Genomic DNA, 21,714 nt, shown 5'->3' with positions numbered 1-21,714 from the left:
ATTTACTCAAGTTTTTGTAAGAAAACTTCAAATTTCTTGTTTGCTAAAATAATTATATTTAAGTCTATAGTTTCTTGAGCTTTAATTTCTTTAATAAAATCAAGCAAATTTCTAACTAAGTTATTATTATTATCAATCCATAAATCTAAATCAATAGTTGTTTTAGATTTATTAATTATTTTTATTAATAATCTACGTTGTTTGTCATATAAATCATCTTTTAGCGATTGAATACCTAAGCGACGCCAAAATGAATCGTTCAATTGCCTATCACAAGCTTTACGTAACCAATCAAGACTAAACATATCACTTATAACAAAATAAGCTTTTGCTATCTCTTTATTATTCCCTGAAGTCTGTTTTGTTACATATATAATGTCAAATACTGAAATTAAATTGTCAAATGTAGCGATAGTAGCAGCCAATGATTCCTCTACCCCGCTAGTGGTATAATAATTTAATTTTTCTTCAAATCTTATTTTAGTTTCTCCGACTAATAAATTATCTACCGTTTTTCTTAAGTTTTGTGCAGGAACTCTAAACTCTTCTATAGTTTCACTAATATTAATAGGATGTTTTAAATTTTTAATAAACCACGAAATACCTCGACGCATTAATTTCGTTATTTCGGTAAACATGTCGATTTTTACATTGTAATCAATATTAGTAGGTAGCTTACTTATCGTTTCCCATATATCATCAAGATCAAAAATTTCACAAATAATGGTATATGACCTTATTATATCACAAAGAGGAGCCCCAATCTCACGCTTTACAATACTAATAAGCGGTCCTCCAAGCTGATTCATTATTTTATTTATAGTAACGGTTTTAATAATCTCATGTTTAAGTGGATGAGATAAAATTTCATTACGAAACTTTTTTTGCATCATTTCAGGAAAATAATCTATAAGATATGCATCAAAATATTTATCATGGGAAAAAGTAGAATTAATTAACTCATGATAAGCAGATCTCTTACTATATGATAGCAATATGCAAAGCTCAGGACGAGTTAATACTTCACCGCTAATAGCTCTGCTATTCAATTCTTCTACACTAGGCAAGAATTCATTTTCCCGCTCTAATACTTTTTCTTCTTCTAAAATATCTATAAATTGACTAAGTATATTAACAGTTAACGTAGGAGATAGTTGCATAATTGTTATTGCTTCAGTTTGCTTATAATTATCAAGTAATACTAACTCTTCAACTTGATTTGTCATATCGTTTAGAAGTTTATTACGTTCTTCTAAAGTAATTTTTCCTGAGGTTATCGCACTACTTAAAGCAATCTTGATATTTACCTCATGATCGGAGCAATCAACACCTGCTGAATTATCAATAAAGTCAGCATTTATGCGCCCGCCTTTTTTAGCATATTCAACTCTACCTCTCTGTGATACCCCAACATTACCGCCTTCTGCTATAACTTTTGCTCTAATTTCTTCACCGTTACATCTAAGGTTATCATTTGCTTTATCACCGATTTCTAAATTATTTTCCGTTTTAGCTTTGATATAAGTGCCTATTCCGCCATTCCACAATAAATCAACATCTGCTTTTAAAATAGCTTTAATTAATTCTTCCGGTGATAATTCATTATCATTTATATCAAGTAATTTTTTAATTTCCGGCGATAATTTTATTAATTTACTAATGCGTTCAAATACTTTACCTCCTTTAGAAATAAGCTTAGAATCATAATCAGACCAATTAGACCCCTTTAAATTAAATAAACGCAAACGCTCATTAAAACTTGATAAAGGATCAGGAGTAGGATCAATAAATATATGTTTATGATTAAAGGCAGCAACTAACTTAATAGTCTCTGATCTGAGCATACCGTTACCGAACACATCTCCCGACATATCTCCTATACCTACGACGGTAATAGGGTCTTTTTGGACATCTAACCCTAAAGTTTTAAAGTGATTAGTTACGGAAATCCAAGCTCCTTTGGAAGTAATAGCCATTTTTTTATGATCGTAACCTGCAGAACCACCGGAAGCAAAAGCATCATCAAGCCAGTAATTATATTCTCTTGCCACACTATTAGCATAATCCGAAAATGAGGCTGTACCTTTATCGGCAGCAACCACTAAATAAGGATCTTCTTTATCATAAATAATAACGTCTTTTGGATGTACTACTTTACCGTCAATGATATTATCAGTTATGTCTAATAAACCTCTAAGGAAATTCTTATAGCATTCTACCACTTTTTCCATATATTCATCACGAGTAAGCCCTTCCTCAGTAAAATGAACATAAAATCCGCCTTTAGAACCGACAGGGACAATAACAGAATTCTTAGTCATTTGTGCTTTCATAAGCCCAAGGACCTCAAGCCTATAATCTTCTGCTCTATCCGACCATCTAAGCCCTCCGCGTGATACGGGACCGCCTCTTAAATGAACAGCTTCAAAATGTCTAGAATACACAAATGCTTCGGCAAACGGAACAGGTTTAGGTAAATCCGGTACTTTTGAAGAATCAAACTTAAATGAAAAAATATGTTTATGTGGTTGATAGTAATTTGTTCTAGTAATAGCATTAACTATACCAAGCATATTACGTAGTACTTTATCTTCACTACTCATCTCAACGGTTACTAAGTAATTATTTAGTTTATCTTTAATTACGTCACAATTATTATCCGAATGTTTAGGATTAAATTTTATATCAAATAGATTTACCAACATTTTTGTATATTCGGGATGTTTAAGTAACGTTAACTGTACATAGCCTTTACCGTAACTAAATCCCGTTTGATGTAAATATCTTGTTAAAGCTTTGACGAGTTTAACTTGCTTCCAATTAAAACCGGCAAGCACTATTAATTTACTTAAAGAATCATTAGCAAGCATCCCAAGTGCCATTTTGTCTAAAGCTTCTTCAACATTTATTTTTAATTCGGTAATATTATCCTTTACAGGTACAATAGAAGTTAAGATAAAATTATATATCCAGCTTTCTTTGATTTCGAGAGCCTCCTTAATTGCAAAAGTTTGTTCATCAATTGCTTTAAAACCTAAATTTTCTATTGGTGGCAATATGTTAGAAAGTGCAAGTTTTACTTTTGGACTATATATTTTTAAGTAAAATTCTGTTTCATTTACAGAAACTAGATTAAACATACATTTTTGTGACTTACTTGCTTCCGTTAGATATTCAATATCTATTAAAGCTATTTCCGGAGAAAATTTTTGCCGATAATCTGCCGAAAAAACATTATCAAAAAGCTTTAAATTAATACCTGCTTGATATTCGCCGAATTTTTTAGAAAACTTAAAATAAAAATCTTCACTCCAACATGTAGAGATACGATCTAAATCTTGCTGTATTATTTCTGCTTCAAAATTTATTTTATGTTCCCCTTGTGCTTCAAGCGTTACAAAAAGATAAGAAAAATTACCGGCTACTTCGGTGATATAGTTGGATAAAATTTTACTACCGAATTTTTCTGCTAAATAACAATCTATCATATTATGGATTTCAGCCGTTAAACGTTCTCGTGGCAGAAAAATTATGATATTAAGAAAAGAACTAGACCAATCATATTGAATAAATAATTTAAGCTTCTTACTCATCATACTTGAGAGCATATGTAAACACATACAATATAAATCGCCTTGATCAATTTGTATTAAAGCTTCTCTCGGTAACGACTCCATTAAAATTCTTAACTTATCGGCATTATAACCAGATAATGCAAAACCGGCTTTCTCAATTACAAAATTAAATTTTTGTCGTAGGATTGGAATATTACTTATTGAATGGTAATACATATTTGAATTATATATACCGAAAATTATACTTCCCGAAATATATTCACCCGAAGAGTCAAAATTTTTCACTAAGATATAGTCGATTAAATTATCTGAATGGATAAGCGACGCACTATTTATTTTACCGAGTATTATTAATTGATTTTGATATAAAGGATTAGCAGAACATTTTATAATATCATCAATCTCGTCTTTTACTTCTTGCCATATTTTTCCTGCTCCTATTTCATTGCTTAATTTTAAAGATTTTACTTCAAAATCAAGAGTCCATAATAAAACCAAATTATCGTTTTGTAACCAATTTAAGAATTCTTTAGCCTCTTTAAAATTTAATTTATAATTATCAATTATATTTTTAGATAAATCTTGTAATTTTGTGCGTAATTGCGGTAAATGGCTATAGCTTTGCTCTAACTTTTCTAATCTTTCATTTATAGCCTCGGTTAAAAATGTAGTAGTTTTATCGTCAAAATTTCCTAAAATGGTTAAATGTAGTATTGATTCTGATTTTTCATCCGACACAGAATTTTCTAATATTTTTTCTAATTCTCCTTTACTATTTCGGACACAGTTTATTACCGGATGGAGTAAAAACTTAGTTTGCAAATTCATGTTTTTAAGCAGACATATGATAAAATCAACAATATGCGGCTTATTATCAAGTAATATCAAGACATTTATTGCCGGATCATTTTCGATAACTGCCTTTGTTATTGCTATTTTTCTTGCTCTTGCTATCCTTTGCTTAAAAAACTTAAAGGCTTCATCTGCAAAATTTTGGAATAATTTTGCTCTATTCTCAAAATCATAATCTATCGGAATATAATTTAAAAACTTTTGAACAAAATCTATATATATGGAATTTGACTCACGTTCCTTGCTAAGTTCTAGAATTTTAGTTTTATAATTCGGGATTTGACAATTTAAACGGCTAAAGTTTAAAGAGGTTGTTTTTGGGGTCATGATTTTCTTAAGTAATAATAATATGATTATTTCTGTTGTTATTATATTATATAAAATAACTTAAGCAAGAGGCATAGAAAATAAGTGGAAACGATATTTGCACAAAGCTCTGCATTCGGTAAAGCAGGCGTAGCAGTTTTTAGGATTTCTGGTCCTAAAAGTTTAGAAGTTTTACAGCTACTTACCGGTAGAAAGGACTTTAAATCGAGATTAATGTATTATCAACAAATTACAGTCCCTGAAACTAAGGAGCTAATCGATAATGTTATGGTTGTTTATTTTAAGTCACCTGGTAGCTTTACCGGGGAAGACGTAGTCGAAATTCACACGCATGGCAGTAAAGCTATATCTATAATGCTGACAAATGCATTATTAAATATAGCTGGTATTCGTTTGGCAGAAGCAGGAGAGTTTACCAAAAGAGCTTTTTTAAATAACAAATTTGATTTAACAGCAGCAGAGGGGATAGCCGATTTAATTAATGCCGAAACTATAATGCAGCATAAGCAAGCAATTAGACAAGCAAGCGGCAAACTTGAAGCATTATATAATAATTGGCGTAGTCAGCTTTTAAAAATTATCTCTCTGCTTGAAGCTTATATAGATTTCCCGGATGAAGATATACCTGATACCGTCCTTAATGAAGTTACTAATACTCATACAATCCTTGTAAATACAATATCGGAATATCTTAATGATAACAGAAAAGGAGAATTACTACGAAGTGGTCTTAAGCTTGCAATTATCGGTCCGCCAAACGTTGGTAAGTCTAGCTTACTAAACTTCTTAATGCAGAGAGATATAGCGATTGTCTCAAATATTGCAGGAACTACTAGAGATATAATTGAGGGACATTTAGACATTGGCGGCTATCCTATTATTTTACAGGATACAGCAGGTATAAGAGAAGAAAGTAGTGACATTATCGAGCAGGAAGGTATAAAACGAGCTATAAATTCAGCTAAAACAGCAGATATTAAAATTATAATGTTTGATGCCGAAAAATTAGACTCCTCCATAAATGAAGACATTATTAATTTAATTGATGAAAATACTATCACAATAATTAATAAAATCGATTTAATCGAAACTAGTAAAATCTTTTCTATTGAAAATAAATATAAATGCTTAAGAGTTTCAGTAAAAAATAATATTGCTCTTTCAAGTATATTAAAAAATATTGAAAAAATTGCCGAAAATATGGCAGGATTTACCGAAACTCCTTATATAACAAATCAGCGTCATCGTAACTATTTACAACAAGCTCTCTCACATTTAACGGCTTTTAGCTTAGATAATGATTTAGTTCTAGCAACTGAAGATATTAGAATGACGGCACGCTGCATCGGTGCAATTACGGGTGTTATCAACGTAGAAGAAATACTAGGCGAGATCTTTAAAAATTTCTGCATAGGTAAGTAATATTGTATAGCTCGTTCTATGTCATCCCCGCAAGGTATTATTGCATGGACACCAAATCATCATTGCGAGCGACTGTAAGGAGCGTGGCAACCTCATGAAACAGTAGATTTCTTGCATAACCTCCTTCTAAAGATAATTTGTACGTCAATCCGGTACTCACATCCGTTTCCTGTAAATTCCTCTTTATAAGACTAGGTTATGCAAGAAGTCTAGTACAAAATGACGTCGAGGCTTTGTCTCTCCTCGCAATGACGAAAAAACGAAACATTACAGCATAACAATCATCTTTCTCAAATCTTTCCATATATTAATTTATTTTAACTTTATCTTGACAAAAACATTAACATACTTTAGAAACCACGTTTTATTAATTAAAGGAGTAACATTATGGCATCTATATTAAATATAAATTTTAAATGCGTTATGCCTATATTTAGCAATGAAATAGTAAGCCGTTTACCGGGTAATGTAAGCCACATCATTCATAAATTAAGCAGTACTATATTTTCATCAGTATATAGTACTGTTGAAGGAGCTTTTAAAAAAGGTTATATAGTGGATAATACACAGTGTAATTGGAAAAACATTGCACAATCTTTCAATGAGTCCCCAAATGATTTTTCAATACTACACCAAGAGTGCAACAATGGTTTAAATATTCCAATAAATAATATTTTTATCGATGCTGAAAATAATCCTCATATACTTTTACAACAAGCCGTAACACCTCATCAAAACGGTACGGCTAGTATTCTTAATCAACTTTATAAAGTAATGAATGATTATATATTCTCTCAAGGCAATATTACCGAAACTAGCGGAGCTGATTTCTTAGGTTTAAATGAATGCACTAAAGCAGAAGCTATGAGTGCTTTACAAAACTATAACGCTTATAAAGAAACTTTAATCCCTCGTGAATCGTTTATAAATACTCTTGAAAATACTCTAAATCACTTAGGTCTCTCTTTAGATAATGTCTCTCCTACAGAAATAGGTAAATATATTTTAGATCAACTCGGTAAAGCTTACACTGACCCTACTACAGAAAGATCTAACGATGATACAAATGACGGTAGATATAGCAACGGTGCTTATATAGCTGGAATAGCATTAGGAACATTAGCTGTAGGTACGATCTTAGGGTATTGCATTAAATATGGATGGGATTGGTATAAGGGAAGAAATATAAAAAATGAAAATTTAGATTTAGTAATGAAGAATAAAGAATTAGCATTTGTAGAACTACTATATGACAATTTTAAGAAGAATGCAGTTATATTCGATGAAGTTATAAAAATACATAATTTACATGATATTATAAAACTAGCAAAATCTATTAAGGAATATGAATTCGCAATACTACCACTAACTAATTTAAATAATGAAATTGTAAAATTAAATTCCCCATCCGCTATAGCAATACACTTAGATTCTTCAAGCGGAATATTGCATGAAATATGTAAGAGTCTTGGCGGTGATGATAGTTTTCAGACTATCAGCAACTTTGCACGCTTAATAACAATTATACGAACAGCAAATCCCAAGTCTGAAGAATATAAAGAAAGCATTATAGCAACATTTGAGATATTTAGTCCTTGTTACACAGATATTGACTATCAAAATTGCGAAATGCCGTTATTAGCCGATGTATCATCACTATATAACTCCTTAGGTATAGAAGCATAGAACGTTGTTAGTACCATAACAAACCATCATTGACTTTTTGAAAGTTATATATAAAATGATGCTTAGAGTAGCAAAGTGCTATTTTGGGGTGTCGAAACCTCTGCTAAAAGTGAGAACATTTCTTACAAAACTGATGCAATCCTCAACTTCACGGTCGGGGTTATAATAGTTATGTCCAAGGTTTAAAGCTTAAGCTTAGAACCTAAAGGCTATTATGGCTATCGTTGATGGTTTTCTTACTTCCCCGACCACCAAGAGTTTATTTCTCTTCGGTGGTTGAAACTTAAGCAGTTTAAGTTTAATTAATCGGGAACAAATATGTCTGACCACAATACTAAAAACATCTCAAGACTCATCATAGAATTTATTTTAAATGAAAATAAAAAAATCTAAGAGCCGAGATAGCAGATTTACTAGAAAGACCTATAACAAAAAGCGATATTGAAAGAATAGAACAACGCTTAGCAGAATTAGAAAAAATATTTAGTAATGATTTATAGCCTTGCAAATATCATCATCTCATTTTATTAACTACCTACTATAAAAATAAGCACTAAGATCATTATTAACCATTATGGTAAATAGTGCAAAAATAGCAAAAGACGGTAAGTTTTCTATACCAGTTTCATCATATTAATGTAGAGAGGTCGATGCTTTAAAAGGAGGGAGAACATACATAATCACACCCGCCAATATTAGCATGATTATTCCTAGAATAATACCTACTATATTATAAATGCATTTATAAAAGTAATATTAACCTCCTTAATTAATTCGTGAGCAAATGAAGGTGGTAGTTGTTGAGCAATAATTATTCCTTCACCGATTGAGTCATGAGCTATTTCTACAATTGATACAGAAACACCGTGAGGCATTACTAGATTGTTACTATATATATAAAGACGTAATACTCACCAGCTATACCTAATACATTACCTAATTCATATGCTGTTTCTTGTAATACTGCTGCACCTCCAGATCTCTCTGCCGGTACTGCATTCATCATAACTGTTACGGTGTAGAGAGGCATAGACTACTTCATATACCAAGCAATCCAAGATATATAATATAGTATTCGATAATAAACTCTAAGTCTAATGTACTAGGTAAAATCAATGATATAGTAGTAAAGATAAGCCCACTAAACATTATTACACGTGCGATAAATCGTGTGAGTAAATATGGCATAACTAAAGATCTAAGACACACGTAATCAGCAAATAAACTATTACTCCTATACTAAAATTGCTAATTTAAGAATAAACGCATATCCACTAACGGATCATCACTTTTAAGTTGGCGTAACGTAAGGTAAATATTATTAGTAACACAATGCCAATTAATAGCATTCCGCCGGATGCTAGATTCATAATACCGTATTTAGCCAACATCTTAATGCCTTGAACTAAAGCTGCCATCCCAAAAAATGATTGCAATACTCCTATCCAATCCCATGGGTTCATTACTAGGATTAGATGATTTAGGAATCCACACTATACCAAAAGCAATAATTACTAATGCAATAGGTGCATTTATTAAAAAATGCAAATTGCCAACTTAAAAGCTCAACCAATACTCCTCCTAGTACTGGTCCTATAGCTGCTCCTACGGTTGCCATTATTCCCCACACGGATATTGCGATCATACGTTCATGTGTATTATAAAGTGGAAGGCATCATCACTGATCCTCCTAACCCAAGTAAAGCACGACATAATACTAATCCCCATGAGCTATCAAATACATAAACTAACATTGAAACGATGGAAAAAACTAAAAGCCCCAAAGTAATAATCTTTTACGACCAAATCTATCTCCTAATGCACCTGCGGTAATGAGAAGACCTGATAATACTAATGCATATGCATTAATTATCCATAATTGTTGTAAATTAGATGGTTTTAAATCAAGGATTATAGTAGGCATAACAGCATACAAGACTGTAGCATCCATCGATACCAAAAGTAAGCAAATGCTTAAAATAATTAAAATATGCCATCTAAATTTTAAGATATAGATGATGAATTATCTTTAGCGATATATTCAGTTTGCGGAAATTGTGGTACCATATGTGATAAGTTATTTAATAAAGGTTTTACTAAATCTATCTTTTTCGAGAACTATTAGCTTTAAAATTTCTTTTGTTAATAGTCCTAGGTTAATTCAGTTGGTAACATAGTAAAGTCCAAATCAATTAACCATAACACAAGTAAATTTAATATCTAAGCATCACCTAGTATGGAAGTCAAGCTTTAATCTTACAAGCACAATAACATAAATAAAATTTGATTTTTCTTTCTCAAGCTTATATTTTAATTGGTAAGTTTATAATATGGAAATTTATGTCAAATACAGATAAGGAAAGAGCCATTGCCGCAGCACTCGCACAAATTGAAAAAAGCTACGGTAAAGGTTCGGTAATGAAACTAGGGCAGCGTCCGCATGTTGATATAGAGGCCGTATCGACCGGCTCACTTGGGCTAGATATAGCTCTTGGAATCGGCGGTGTTCCCAAAGGTAGAATCATCGAAATTTTTGGTCCTGAAAGCTCAGGTAAAACCACTCTAACATTGCATTTAATTGCAGAAGCTCAAAAAAAGGGTGGTACATGTGCTTTTATTGATGCCGAGCATGCATTAGACCCTGCTTATGCTAAAAAATTAGGCGTAAATATTGATGAGCTTATTATTTCACAGCCCGATACAGGTGAACAAGCCCTAGAAATTGCCGATACGTTAATTCGCTCCAGCGGTATTGATATGATAATAATAGATAGTGTTGCGGCTTTAGTACCGAAATCAGAGATTGAGGGCGAAATGGGTGATGCTCAAATGGCGTCTCAAGCAAGGTTAATGAGCCAGGCTTTGCGTAAACTTACTGCATCAATTAATCGCACCAATTGTATTACTGTTTTCATCAATCAAATCAGAATGAAAATAGGTGTGATGTTCGGTAGTCCTGAAACTACGACAGGCGGTAATGCCTTAAAATTCTATGCTTCTGTTAGGATCGATATAAGAAGAATCGGCTCCATTAAAGATAAAGAAGAAGTAATAGGCAGCCAAACCAAAGTAAAAGTAGTCAAAAACAAAGTATCTCCTCCATTTAAAACTGCAGATTTTGATATAATGTACGGTTCAGGTATTTCAAAAGAAGGCGAGATAATCGACCTTGGAGTTAAGCTTGATATTGTTGAAAAATCCGGCTCTTGGTTTTCCTACAAGAACGTACGCATAGGTCAAGGGCGTGAAAACGTCAAACAATATCTAAAAGAACATCCACAAATTTCCAACGAAATTGAGAAAATAATACGTGAAAAATCGTCAAAAATTACTAATATAAATCTTGATCAAACGGAGGAAGAAAATGATTGATTTAACAGGTAAAACTTCCTTAATTACGGGAGCTTCAGGAGGCATAGGCGGAGCTATAGCGAGGTTACTGCACAAACTCGGAAGCCATGTAATTATTAGCGGTAGTAATGAGGAAAAATTAAAATCCCTTGGAAAGGTTGTAAAAGATAATTATACTATAGAAGTATGTAATCTTGCCGATAAGGAAGAATGTAGCAATTTAATATCTAAAGCATCAAAGTTAGATATTTTAGTATGTAATGCCGGTATTACTAGCGATACGCTAGCAATTAGAATGAAAGATGAAGATTTTGACAAAGTTATTGATATTAATTTAAAAGCAAATTTTATTTTAAATCGTGAAGCAATAAAAAAAATGATACAAAACAGGTATGGACGTATTATTAACATATCTTCAATAGTAGGAATTTCAGGTAACCCTGGGCAGGCTAATTATTGTGCTTCTAAAGCAGGTTTAATAGGTATGACCAAATCGCTCTCTTACGAAGTTGCAACCAGAGGAATTACGGTTAACACAGTAGCTCCAGGATTTATTAAATCAGATATGACCGATAAACTAAATGAAAAACAAAGAGAAGCTATAGTACAAAAAATTCCGCTAGGCACTTACGGTATGCCGGAAGACGTGGCAAACGCAGTTGCATTTTTAGCAAGCGATCAGGCATCATATATTACCGGTCAAACTATACATGTAAACGGTGGTATGTTAATGGTATAAAAATTAATAAGATTATTTTGTGCTAGCATAAAATAATTTTTTGTGCTAGAAGTTCTTTTAAAGATAAAATGCGATGGATATTTTAAATAAATATTCATACAGTTAAAATTAAAGTCTAATAGTTGAATAACCGCTATTATACGGCATATAAAATTAAATGATTTATGGAGTTCAAAATTATGAGTACAACGGATAAGATCGAACAGAAAGTTATTGAAATGGTTGCTGAAAAGCTAAATAAAGATAAATCGATAATAACTACGGATTCAAGATTTATAGAAGATTTGAAAGCTGATAGCCTTGATACCGTAGAGTTAATGATGGCAATAGAAGTTGAATACGGTATTGATATCCCTGATGATGAAGCCACTAAAATTAAAACCGTATCCGATGTTATAAAATATATCAAAGAACGCCAATCTTAATCTGCATAAAAAATCCCTAATAGATAATTAAAAATGTCGAATCAAAGAGTAAATAAAAGAGTAGTTATTACCGGACTTGGACTTGTTACTCCTGTTGGACTTAATGTTAGCTCATCTTGGAAAAACATTGTAGATGGAGTAAGCGGTATAAAAACTATTACAGAATTTGACACTTCTAAACTTGCGTGTAAAATTGCCGGACTTATAGATAACTCTGAGAAAGATGGATTTAAACTTGAAAATTTCACACAAGCAGATGAAATTAATAGACTAAGTAAAATGGATAAATTTATCCATTACGGAGTAGCAGCCGCAACCGAAGCAGTTGAAGATAGCGGCTGGTTACCCGACGATGAAAAATCTCGTGATAGAACCGGCTTGATATTAGGTTCAGGAATCGGCGGACTTAAAATGATCGAAGATACCTCTATCAAACTTTATCAAGAAAATAACGGCAAAGTTAGTCCTTTCTTTATCCCCGCTTCATTAATTAATCTTTTATCCGGTCTTGTTTCTATAAAATACGGTTTTAGCGGTCCAAACCAAACGGCAGTAACAGCTTGCTCTACAGGGGCACATGCTATAGGCGATGCTATGCGTATGATAAAGCACGGCTATGCCGATGTTATGATCGCAGGCGGTGCGGAAGCTCCAGTTACACCTGTCGGAGTTGCAGGTTTCGTTGCTGCTAGAGCATTATGTACTAAATATAACGATAATCCTAAAAAAGCCTCAAGACCTTGGGATAAAGACCGCAGCGGCTTTGTTATGGGTGAAGGAGCAGGCGTTGTAGTCTTAGAAGAATATGAGCATGCCTTAAATCGAGGGGCTAAAATTTACGGTGAAGTTATAGGATACGGCTCTACAGGTGACGCCTATCATATGACAGCTCCACATCCTGAAGGTAGAGGAGCTTATAGAGCGATGAGAAACGCAATGCTAGATGCAACTATCACGCCCGATATGATTGATTATATTAATGCACACGGTACTTCTACTACACTTGGTGATGGAATAGAATTAGCAGCCGTACAAAAATTATTTTTAGAAGCGAATCCCAAAGTTTTAATGTCTTCTACTAAATCATCAATAGGACATTTGCTTGGTGCGGCAGGAAGTGTTGAGTTTATCTTTTCAGCTCTTGCAATTAGAGACCAGATTGCACCGCCAACCTTAAACTTAGATACCCCTATGGATGAGGTGAATATAGATTTAGTTGCACTTAAAGCTAAGAAAACTAAGATAGATTACGTGCTTTCCAACTCGTTCGGATTCGGTGGTACTAATGCGAGTTTAGTGATTAAGAGTATACTCGTTTAATTTAAAAAATTGGCACAAAGTCCTATAAGCACTGTGGTACTCACGTATTAAGTATACGTTCCGCTCCTCGTCTTATGGACTCCTTGTGCTTTTCCAAATTAAACTTCGTTTACCAGCCTTTAACTTAATGCCATGCCTGCGAAAGCAGGAATCCAGTAAAACATATAAAAACTTATTTTTATATGTTTATTCTATCAAATATGTAATTTTGTACCAATATTAAGGTTATTTTTCTAGATTCCTGCTTTCGCAGGCATGGCATTAAAACTAGCCAATAATCAACTATGACCCCAATTTATTACATTAAAGACGGTAACTTAAGTTTTGCGGATAAAGTAATTTTATCTGATTTAGAGCTTTATTTGTACACAGGCGATAAGATTTGTCTTATAGGACGTAACGGCTGCGGGAAATCAAGCTTAATGAAAGTCATATCAGGTGATTATGAGTTAGATACCGGTGCATTATTTCAAGATTCTTTAGTTACAACCGGTTATTTAAGACAAGATATTTCTATAAAAACTCATCTAACTGTTTATGATTGTGTCTTACAACAAACAGATAGTACAAAAGAAATAGATAAATACCAAATCGATATAATTCTAGAAAAATTACAAATCAACGGAACAGATAATTTATCCACCTATTCAGGCGGTCAACTGAGAAGAGCAAGCCTTGCTAAAGCTTTAATATTAGAGCCGGAAATATTACTACTTGATGAACCGACTAACCATCTAGATATTGCAACAATCGAATGGTTAGAAGAATTTGTTAAATCTTATAACGGTGCTATTATTTGCGTTAGTCATGATAGAACATTCCTCTCAAATGTTACTAATAAAATTTGGTGGCTTGATAGAGGAATTTTACGTAAATCCGATAAAGGATTTAAATTCTTTGATGAATGGCAAACAATTATCATAGACCAAGAAGAAGCCGCTCTTCGGAAATTAAATAAAAAATTATCTCAAGAAAATGAATGGTTAAATGCCGGTGTTACTGCTAGACGTAAACGAAATCAAAAGAGACTTGCGGATTTGAAAGCTTTAAGAGCAATAACACAAGAACAGACTGCAAAACTAGCTAGTTCAACACAAAGAGTTAGGGCAAAGCTTGCCGAAAATATAGCTAAAAGTAAATTCATTATTGAAGCAGATAATATTACTTTTAGTTATAAAAATACTAAAATTATTGATAATTTTAGCTTTCGTGTAAAAAACGGCGAGAAAATTGGTATAATCGGTGCAAATGGCTCAGGCAAATCTACCTTTATCAAACTACTAACACAACAGCTTACCCCTGAAAGCGGCAAAATTATATATGGCGGTAATTTAGATATTTCATATTTTGATCAACATAGAGAAAAACTAGAGCCTAATCATACATTACAACAAACTTTATGTCCTACAGGCGGTGATCAAGTATTTTTGCCACACGGTAAAACCATGCATGTTGCCGGTTATTTAAAACAATTCATGTTTAATCCTAAACTACTTAATGCAAAAACCGCTATTTTATCAGGCGGTGAAGCTAATAGATTATTACTTGCAAAAATTCTAATTAACCCTGGCAATCTGTTAATTTTAGATGAACCGACTAATGACCTCGATATGGATAGTCTGGAAATTTTACTAGATATACTTACAGATTATTCAGGTACTTTAATAGTCGTGAGCCATGATCGTGACTTTTTAGATAGGTTAGTTACTAGAACTTTAGTTTTCGCTCAAGGTAAAATTCATGATTTAACAGGAGGTTATGAAGATTATAAGCAGTATTTTACTACCTCTCCTATAGCCAAAAAAGCTTCAAAACCACTACCACTAACTGCTCAAAAAGAACCTCTAAATAAAAAGCTATCTTATAAATATCAGCGTTTACTTGAAACATTGCCCAACTATATTGAAAAGCTAGAAATATCCATCAAACACTTAGAAAAAGAACTTGAAGACGTTAATCTATATTTAGATAATCCTCAAAAATATAACCGCATTACTAGCCAATTAATTAATGATAAAAAGAAACTAGACGAGTTATTAAATCAATGGCTAGAAATACAAGATTAATTTTTATTAAAATTTTCTTGACTTAATTATTAACTTTTGTTAACGTTTCTTGGCGTTAATATTAAAGATGATGAGCATGTCTGATATAACAGCTACATTAAAATATAAATTCGATAATTTAAAAGAGCATCTTAACAATTCTTATTCTCGCTCTCAAATAGAAATAATTCTAGGAGAATTGAGTAGTTTACAAAGCGAAGCAGCTTCATATGGCTTGAATTTTGACATATCCAATCTAAAAGAGACTGCTGAAACTAAGCTCAAGAACTATGAAGTAGAACAATCTATTGAGAAAGCTAGGGTTCAAGAAGAAGAATTTCTAAAATCACAAAGAGCAATAAAACTTGCCGAAGAAGAAAAAGAAATCGCACAAAGAATTGCTGCACTTAATAATTTGCATAATGAATTTATAAGAAATATTACTAAAGATACTAAAAGAATTGAAGAAAGTAATAAGCGTTTAGATAAGATAATAAATAAACTAGAAAATGAAAACATTATTGATCATGAAGAGTTAAATCGTGAAATATTAACTCATGAAGAAATATTTAAACTAAATCAAGCGTATAAAGTATTACATAAAAACCATAAAAAAATAACTGAAGAACACAAACAAGCACATACAGAATTAAATGAATTAAATAAAACAATAACGAATTTATCACAACAATTACAAGAAAAAGGCTTAGCACCAAAAAAAGTTAAAGAATTAAAAGGAGAATTAGAATTTCACCAAGAAATGTTAAAAATACATAAGGCACATGTAGAGAAGATTGAAAATAGTAAAAAAATATTAGATCAAGAAATTATTAAACATGAAAAAGAACACAACATAAATAAAGATAAAATAAAGAAATTAGGAAGTAATATTAAAGAGCGTTATAAAAAAGAACCAGAAAAATATTTAGATGCATATGAAAAATATTTAGTTCTAAAACATCAGCATAAAGCAATTAAGACAGATGGCGTTGTAAAAGATATAGAGCATCATAATAAAGTAATAAATAAAATTAACGTGGATAAAACTAAATCTTTAGCTAATAAAATCAGAGAACAAACACAAGTAAAAGATACTAATACTGGGAGTTTATCTCCTACTCGTACTCCTAATATTAAAGTTACAAATAGTAAAACGAGAGGAATTTAACTAAATTAGTAATTATTATGTCTAAATTTAAAAATCTCACTCCTGAACAAAGACAAGCAGCTTTAGAAGCTGCAAAAGTACAATTTGAAGAACAACAGCAAAAACATAACGCAATATTTAAAGAAGCTATGCAAGCGAGTAGTCAAATCCACCAATATAATCAAGATTTAGGTAATTGTGTGGATAATACTTCCAAAGATATCAAACTTGCCGGTAAAGCTTCTAAAGGCGTATGTGAAATAATATAATATTCTAAAGCTGTAACTATATAGTTGCAGCTTTTGTATCATTTTGAATTAAGCTCGAAAGACCTATTGCCTGTATTTTTTCTGACAATTTAAAGCTAATCTCACCTGGAAATATTACATTAATTTGATCAAGTTTTAAATCTTCTAAAGATATTTGCATTGATTTTGTAATGCTCGGTGTATTTGTATATTTAATTTCAAACCCCAAACGTTTTCCATTTTTAAAAATTAAAAGATCTATTTCCGCTCCATTATGAGATGACCAAAAATAACATTCTTCGGGTTCGGCTTTATAATATCTAACAATTTGTTCTAAGGCAAATCCTTCCCATGATGCACCTATTTTAGGATGAGTGCTTAAAGCTTCATAATTATTTAAGCCTAATAAAGCGTGATATATTCCACTATCTCTAAAAAAGATTTTTGGAGTCTTAACTTGTCTTTTTTTAAGGTTTTCATACCAAGGCTGCAAAATACGGATCATAAAAGTGCCCTCTAAAATATCTAAATAATGCTTTGCGGTATGATATGAGATAGATAAAGAATTTCCAAGTTCTGAAGCATTCAATATATTAGCGTGATAATGGCAAAGCATTAACCAAAACCTACGTAACTGCATAGACGGAATTGTAAAACCTAAATTTGGTATATCTCTTTCTAAAAATGTTTTAATGTAATTCTGACGCCATAAAGCACTTAACTCTTCATCATCTGCAAGATATGATAAAGGAAATCCGCCACGTATCCATAATTGCTGAGTACCTGACACTTCAGATAAGGTAAACGGTGTCATTTCAATATAACCTATTCTACCTGCTAGCGTTTCAGAACCTTGTTTAATTAAATCTCTTGATGCACTGCCTAGTACTAAAAATTTAATATCAGTTGTATCAACAAGAACTCTTAAAATAGGAAATAGATTCGGTTTATACTGAATTTCATCAATAATAACAAATCCTTTTAGATCAGACAAAGCAAGCATCGGTTCATTTAATCTTGCTAAATCTAAAGGATTTTCAAGATCAAAAATATTGATTTTAGGAATATTATAAGCTTCTACGAATTGTTTAGAAAGTGTAGTTTTTCCGCACTGCCTTGGTCCTAACAAGGCACAAACTTTATGAGTTTTAAAATGTTTTATTATTGATGAAAGGAATTGTTTTCTAAGCATTTAATTAGTACCATGAAAATTAGAAACATAACGTCTAATTCTCAGTATAGAAAGAAAAAACGACAAAGTCAAAACGCTTTGTCTCGTTCTGCAACTATAATCGCATGTATTTTTTTAAGCGTCCGGTCAAAGTCATCGTTAGTAACTACATAATCATACTCATTAGCATGTGATATTTCGTTTTGTGCCGACTGCATACGTAATTTTATTGCTTCTTCATTATCGGTCGCTCTATTTCTTAAGCGTTGTTCCAATACTTCAATATTAGGAGGCAATACAAATATAGCAACAACATTAGTAGCATTTTTCTTAATACTCCTTGCTCCTTGCCAATCAATATCAAACAAAACATCCAAGCCTTGATTTAATAACATTTCGACATATTCTTTAGGCGTACCGTAATAATTATCGTATATTTTAGCATATTCAAGGAATTTATTCTGCTTAACTAATTCTTCAAACTCTAAACCGGTCTTAAAGTAATAGTTTATGCCCTCTACTTCTCCTAAACGTGGTTTTCGTGTAGTTGCCGAAATAGATAAACGCAAATTATTATCTATTTTCAATAATGCTTTAGCTAAACTCGACTTACCTGTACCTGAAGGGGAAGATAAAATTATAATCAGTCCTTTAGAGTTCCTCGAAAGTTCTACTTCTAGAGGTAATTTAGACGTCGCTGCGGTGCTACGTTCCATGTCTCCTTTAAATTCCTCTCTATAAGCGCATTTCTGAAGAACTCTTTTATTTTTTGTTGTCATATTTTATGTTTTATTTCGTAGGTACAGCATATTTCAGAAAGATTTAGACAAGATGAATTTAAATGCAAACCTGCGAAAGCAGTAGCTAAACTACGTGAGTGAGTACAGGCGAGTCATGCAAAATTCGCTTGTATCAAGCTTTATGAATTATTCTGTACTTTTCTTTTTATTACCTCATCCATAGTACAATTAAAATATTTTGCTATTTTTAAAATAGTATCTATTTCAGGGTTGAATTCACGATTAGCTTCCGCTCTCATAATTCTGCTAACAGTAGTATAAGGGATATTAGTGACTTCGGCAAGATATTTACGATCTATCTTTTCTTGTTTTAATTTTTCTTCTAAAAATTCTTTTACTTTAGTAGCAAGTGCCATATTACCTCTGAATAAATAAAGGATAGATATATACAAAGTGTGTCGAGTATTACCAACCTTGTTACATGGATCGAAAAGCCTACTCAATGTCATTCCCGCGTAGGCAAAAATCTAGTAAAACCATATAAAAACAAGTTTTTATATGGTTATTTTATCAATATATATAACTTCTGTAGCAGTATTGAAGTTATTTTGCTGAATTCCCACCTACACAGGAAAGCTTTATTGCTAGTATTTTTTATTGTTATTTGGCCCGCGTGATCAAGCCACGGGGTGACACACAGGGAATTGTACCAATCCATGCAATAATGCCTACGCGGTAATAACATAGAGTACAAAAAAAACAGAAATTACTCCTTAGGCAATAATACTTGTACAAATTCCGTTTTAGATAGATCAGCTGCTACGTTTACCATAACATCATGTTCTGTCACTTTAGACACATAGCCCACTAAAATACCTGCAGGATAAATATTACCGTGTCCAGAGGTTATTATCTCCTCATCTTTCTGTACTAAATGATTGTTAGGCAAGTATAAAATTTTACTATTATTATTATTACCTGCTAAAATACCTTGTTCTCTTGAAGAATTAGCTTTAATAGGTATTCTAGAATTAACATCGCTAATTAACATTACTTTAGCATAATTATTACTCACTTCTATTACTTTTCCTACTAATTTTCCTGAATTAACAACGATTTGATCAGGTTCAATGCCTTGCTTTTTACCTGCAGCAATCAAAGCAGTTCTAGAAAAGGGATTAAAGGAAACACTCAGTAATTTAGTAGTAATATATTCAAATTCTTCTTCCTCAGCAATCGTTAACAAATCTTTTAATGCAATGTTTTCGGCTCTTACCAATTCTACTTCACTTTGTAAATGTTGTAATCTTGCTATCTCAAGTTTAAGTTCTATATTTTTTCGTTCTAAATCTTGAAAATAAACAAATTTTTGTGTTATTGAATTTATATATTCAAATATATCTTCATACACTGCTAAACCGGTTGATACTATACTACCGGTTACTTCAAGTGATATACTAGATATTTTTTTAGGTGTAGTAAAAAATAAATATACAGACAATCCAAGCCCAAATATAACAAAAAAACGCTTAAGAGTATTTGATATTATACTTATTAATTCTAATGAATTTGAAGAATTTTTTACTCTATTTGCAAGTATTGCCATTTTTAATCCTGTTTAAATAGTACATGTTTTAGCTTTGTAAAATCTTCAAGTACTTTTCCTGTTCCAAGTGCCACACAAGAGAGGGCATCATCTGCAACTATTACTGGCAATTTAGTGGCTTCACTAAGAACAAAATCAAGATTTCGTAATAATGAGCCGCCGCCTGTTAAAACAATTCCCTTATCAACTATATCTGAAGATAATTCAGGAGGTGTTGCTTCTAGTGCTACTTTTACCGCTTCAACAATTTGACTTACCGGTTCAATTAGACTATCAGCAATTTGTCTTTCGTTCAATATCATTTCTTTAGGAATACCGTAAATTAAATCACGTCCTTTAATTTCCATCTTTCTCGGCTCAGCATTTTCATCTACATAAGCCGTACCTATTTCTTGTTTTATCTTTTCGGCAGTAGCCTCACCTATCAATAGGTTATAGTGCCTTCTTATATATGAGATAATAGCTTCATCCATCTTATCACCGCCGACTCTTACCGACCTTGCATATACTATACCCCCTAGTGACAAAACTGCAACTTCGGTAGTGCCTCCTCCAATATCAACAATCATCGAACCGGTTGCTTCCGTTACGGGTAGCCCTGCCCCGATCGCTGCCGCCATAGGTTCTTCAATTAAATAGACATCCCTACCCCCTGCACTTTCTGCTGCTTCTTGGATAGCACGACGCTCAACCGGCGTAGAACCGGAAGGCACACAAATAACAATTGTCGGCCCAAAAAAAGAGCGACGATTATGTACCATTCTAATAAAATACTTTATCATTTCCTCTGCACCCTTAAAATCGGCAATAACACCATCTTTTAAAGGTCTTTTTGCTTCAATATCCGTAGGAGTACGCCCAAGCATCATTTTTGCTTCATGACCATAAGCATAAGGCACAAAAGCACCGTCTTTTTTTATTAACGCAATAACAGAAGGTTCCCTTAGAACAATTCCACAATTTTTTTGATAGACAATAGTATTTGCCGTACCAAGATCTATGGCCATACCGGAAGAAAACCCTTCCAAAAATTTCATTATCATTTTATTTTTTCTCTCTA

Annotated in this window: 18 protein-coding genes and 1 pseudogene; 9 read left to right on the top strand and 10 right to left on the bottom strand. The window is 32.3% G+C overall.

The window, feature by feature from the left end; translation table 11 throughout:
* Window positions 1-2: 2 nt before the first annotated feature.
* Window positions 3-4,754 (bottom strand): NAD-glutamate dehydrogenase, encoded by a 4,752-nt coding sequence (locus TENJIKU01_RS04080; RefSeq protein ID WP_064429302.1) that lies wholly within the window; start codon window positions 4,752-4,754, stop codon window positions 3-5.
* An 84-nt stretch (window positions 4,755-4,838) separates the two neighbouring features.
* Here TENJIKU01_RS04080 and mnmE point away from each other — a divergent pair, with 84 nt between their 5' ends.
* Together mnmE and TENJIKU01_RS04070 are read left to right on the top strand one after the other, a co-directional pair.
* Window positions 4,839-6,176: a tRNA uridine-5-carboxymethylaminomethyl(34) synthesis GTPase MnmE gene (mnmE, locus tag TENJIKU01_RS04075; RefSeq protein WP_064429301.1), complete on the top strand. Its 1,338-nt coding sequence runs from the start codon at window positions 4,839-4,841 to the stop codon at window positions 6,174-6,176.
* 387 nt (window positions 6,177-6,563) lie between these two features.
* Window positions 6,564-7,862 carry a DUF5460 family protein gene (locus TENJIKU01_RS04070; protein ID WP_064429300.1) on the top strand — a complete coding sequence of 433 codons (1,299 nt, stop codon included), beginning with the start codon at window positions 6,564-6,566 and terminating at the stop codon, window positions 7,860-7,862.
* Window positions 7,863-8,587: 725 nt separating this feature from the next.
* Here the strand turns inward: TENJIKU01_RS04070 and TENJIKU01_RS09720 are convergent.
* The 4 genes and pseudogenes from TENJIKU01_RS09720 to TENJIKU01_RS10225 form a co-directional block, all read right to left on the bottom strand.
* Window positions 8,588-8,737 carry a hypothetical protein gene (locus TENJIKU01_RS09720; RefSeq protein WP_227779957.1) on the bottom strand — a complete coding sequence of 50 codons (150 nt, stop codon included), beginning with the start codon at window positions 8,735-8,737 and terminating at the stop codon, window positions 8,588-8,590.
* Between the two features lie 2 nt (window positions 8,738-8,739).
* The gene (locus TENJIKU01_RS09715) at window positions 8,740-8,892 is read right to left on the bottom strand and encodes a hypothetical protein (RefSeq protein ID WP_227779955.1); all 153 of its coding nucleotides are present in this window, start codon (window positions 8,890-8,892) and stop codon (window positions 8,740-8,742) included.
* A 244-nt stretch (window positions 8,893-9,136) separates the two neighbouring features.
* Complete coding sequence (locus TENJIKU01_RS09710; RefSeq protein ID WP_064429299.1) at window positions 9,137-9,325, bottom strand: hypothetical protein; 189 nt, start codon at window positions 9,323-9,325, stop codon at window positions 9,137-9,139.
* A 17-nt stretch (window positions 9,326-9,342) separates the two neighbouring features.
* Window positions 9,343-9,786, bottom strand: a pseudogene (locus tag TENJIKU01_RS10225) (MFS transporter).
* Window positions 9,787-10,202: 416 nt separating this feature from the next.
* Here TENJIKU01_RS10225 and recA point away from each other — a divergent pair.
* The 7 genes from recA (at window position 10,203) to TENJIKU01_RS04020 (ending at window position 17,158) form a co-directional block, all read left to right on the top strand.
* Window positions 10,203-11,234: a recombinase RecA gene (recA, locus tag TENJIKU01_RS04050; RefSeq protein WP_014411056.1), complete on the top strand. Its 1,032-nt coding sequence runs from the start codon at window positions 10,203-10,205 to the stop codon at window positions 11,232-11,234.
* Entirely contained in the window at window positions 11,227-11,952 is a 726-nt protein-coding gene (gene fabG / locus TENJIKU01_RS04045; RefSeq protein WP_012151300.1) for a 3-oxoacyl-ACP reductase FabG, read from the top strand. Before recA ends, fabG begins: the two co-directional genes overlap by 8 nt.
* Window positions 11,953-12,116: 164 nt before the next feature.
* Entirely contained in the window at window positions 12,117-12,377 is a 261-nt protein-coding gene (gene acpP / locus TENJIKU01_RS04040) for an acyl carrier protein (protein WP_008579292.1), read from the top strand.
* 33 nt (window positions 12,378-12,410) lie between these two features.
* Complete coding sequence (fabF, locus tag TENJIKU01_RS04035; protein ID WP_064429298.1) at window positions 12,411-13,697, top strand: beta-ketoacyl-ACP synthase II; 1,287 nt, start codon at window positions 12,411-12,413, stop codon at window positions 13,695-13,697.
* 284 nt (window positions 13,698-13,981) lie between these two features.
* On the top strand, window positions 13,982-15,763 hold the full coding sequence (locus tag TENJIKU01_RS04030) for an ABC-F family ATP-binding cassette domain-containing protein (protein WP_064429297.1): 1,782 nt from the start codon (window positions 13,982-13,984) through the stop codon (window positions 15,761-15,763).
* 76 nt (window positions 15,764-15,839) lie between these two features.
* On the top strand, window positions 15,840-16,910 hold the full coding sequence (locus tag TENJIKU01_RS04025; RefSeq protein ID WP_064429296.1) for a hypothetical protein: 1,071 nt from the start codon (window positions 15,840-15,842) through the stop codon (window positions 16,908-16,910).
* Window positions 16,911-16,927: 17 nt separating this feature from the next.
* Window positions 16,928-17,158 carry a hypothetical protein gene (locus tag TENJIKU01_RS04020; protein ID WP_064429295.1) on the top strand — a complete coding sequence of 77 codons (231 nt, stop codon included), beginning with the start codon at window positions 16,928-16,930 and terminating at the stop codon, window positions 17,156-17,158.
* A gap of 16 nt (window positions 17,159-17,174) precedes the next feature.
* Here the strand turns inward: TENJIKU01_RS04020 and TENJIKU01_RS04015 are convergent, their stop codons facing one another.
* The 5 genes from TENJIKU01_RS04015 to TENJIKU01_RS03995 all read right to left on the bottom strand — a co-directional run bounded on the left by TENJIKU01_RS04015 (window position 17,175) and on the right by TENJIKU01_RS03995 (window position 21,697).
* On the bottom strand, window positions 17,175-18,329 hold the full coding sequence (locus tag TENJIKU01_RS04015; RefSeq protein WP_012736649.1) for an ATP-binding protein: 1,155 nt from the start codon (window positions 18,327-18,329) through the stop codon (window positions 17,175-17,177).
* A 68-nt stretch (window positions 18,330-18,397) separates the two neighbouring features.
* Window positions 18,398-19,087 (bottom strand): guanylate kinase, encoded by a 690-nt coding sequence (gmk, locus tag TENJIKU01_RS04010; RefSeq protein ID WP_014014781.1) that lies wholly within the window; start codon window positions 19,085-19,087, stop codon window positions 18,398-18,400.
* Window positions 19,088-19,227: 140 nt separating this feature from the next.
* Window positions 19,228-19,464, bottom strand: a complete 237-nt coding sequence (locus TENJIKU01_RS04005) for a helix-turn-helix domain-containing protein (protein WP_004997409.1) — start codon at window positions 19,462-19,464, stop codon at window positions 19,228-19,230.
* A 350-nt stretch (window positions 19,465-19,814) separates the two neighbouring features.
* On the bottom strand, window positions 19,815-20,654 hold the full coding sequence (gene mreC, locus TENJIKU01_RS04000; RefSeq protein ID WP_064429294.1) for a rod shape-determining protein MreC: 840 nt from the start codon (window positions 20,652-20,654) through the stop codon (window positions 19,815-19,817).
* Between the two features lie 2 nt (window positions 20,655-20,656).
* A complete protein-coding gene (locus TENJIKU01_RS03995) occupies window positions 20,657-21,697 on the bottom strand; it encodes a rod shape-determining protein (RefSeq protein ID WP_010977764.1) in 1,041 nt (346 codons plus the stop codon).
* Window positions 21,698-21,714: the final 17 nt, after the last annotated feature.

Origin of the sequence: Rickettsia sp. Tenjiku01 (genome assembly GCF_001653015.1) — a bacterium.
Taxonomy (GTDB): Bacteria; Pseudomonadota; Alphaproteobacteria; order Rickettsiales; family Rickettsiaceae; genus Rickettsia; species Rickettsia rickettsii.
This window is presented reverse-complemented; position numbering and strand designations above follow the sequence as displayed.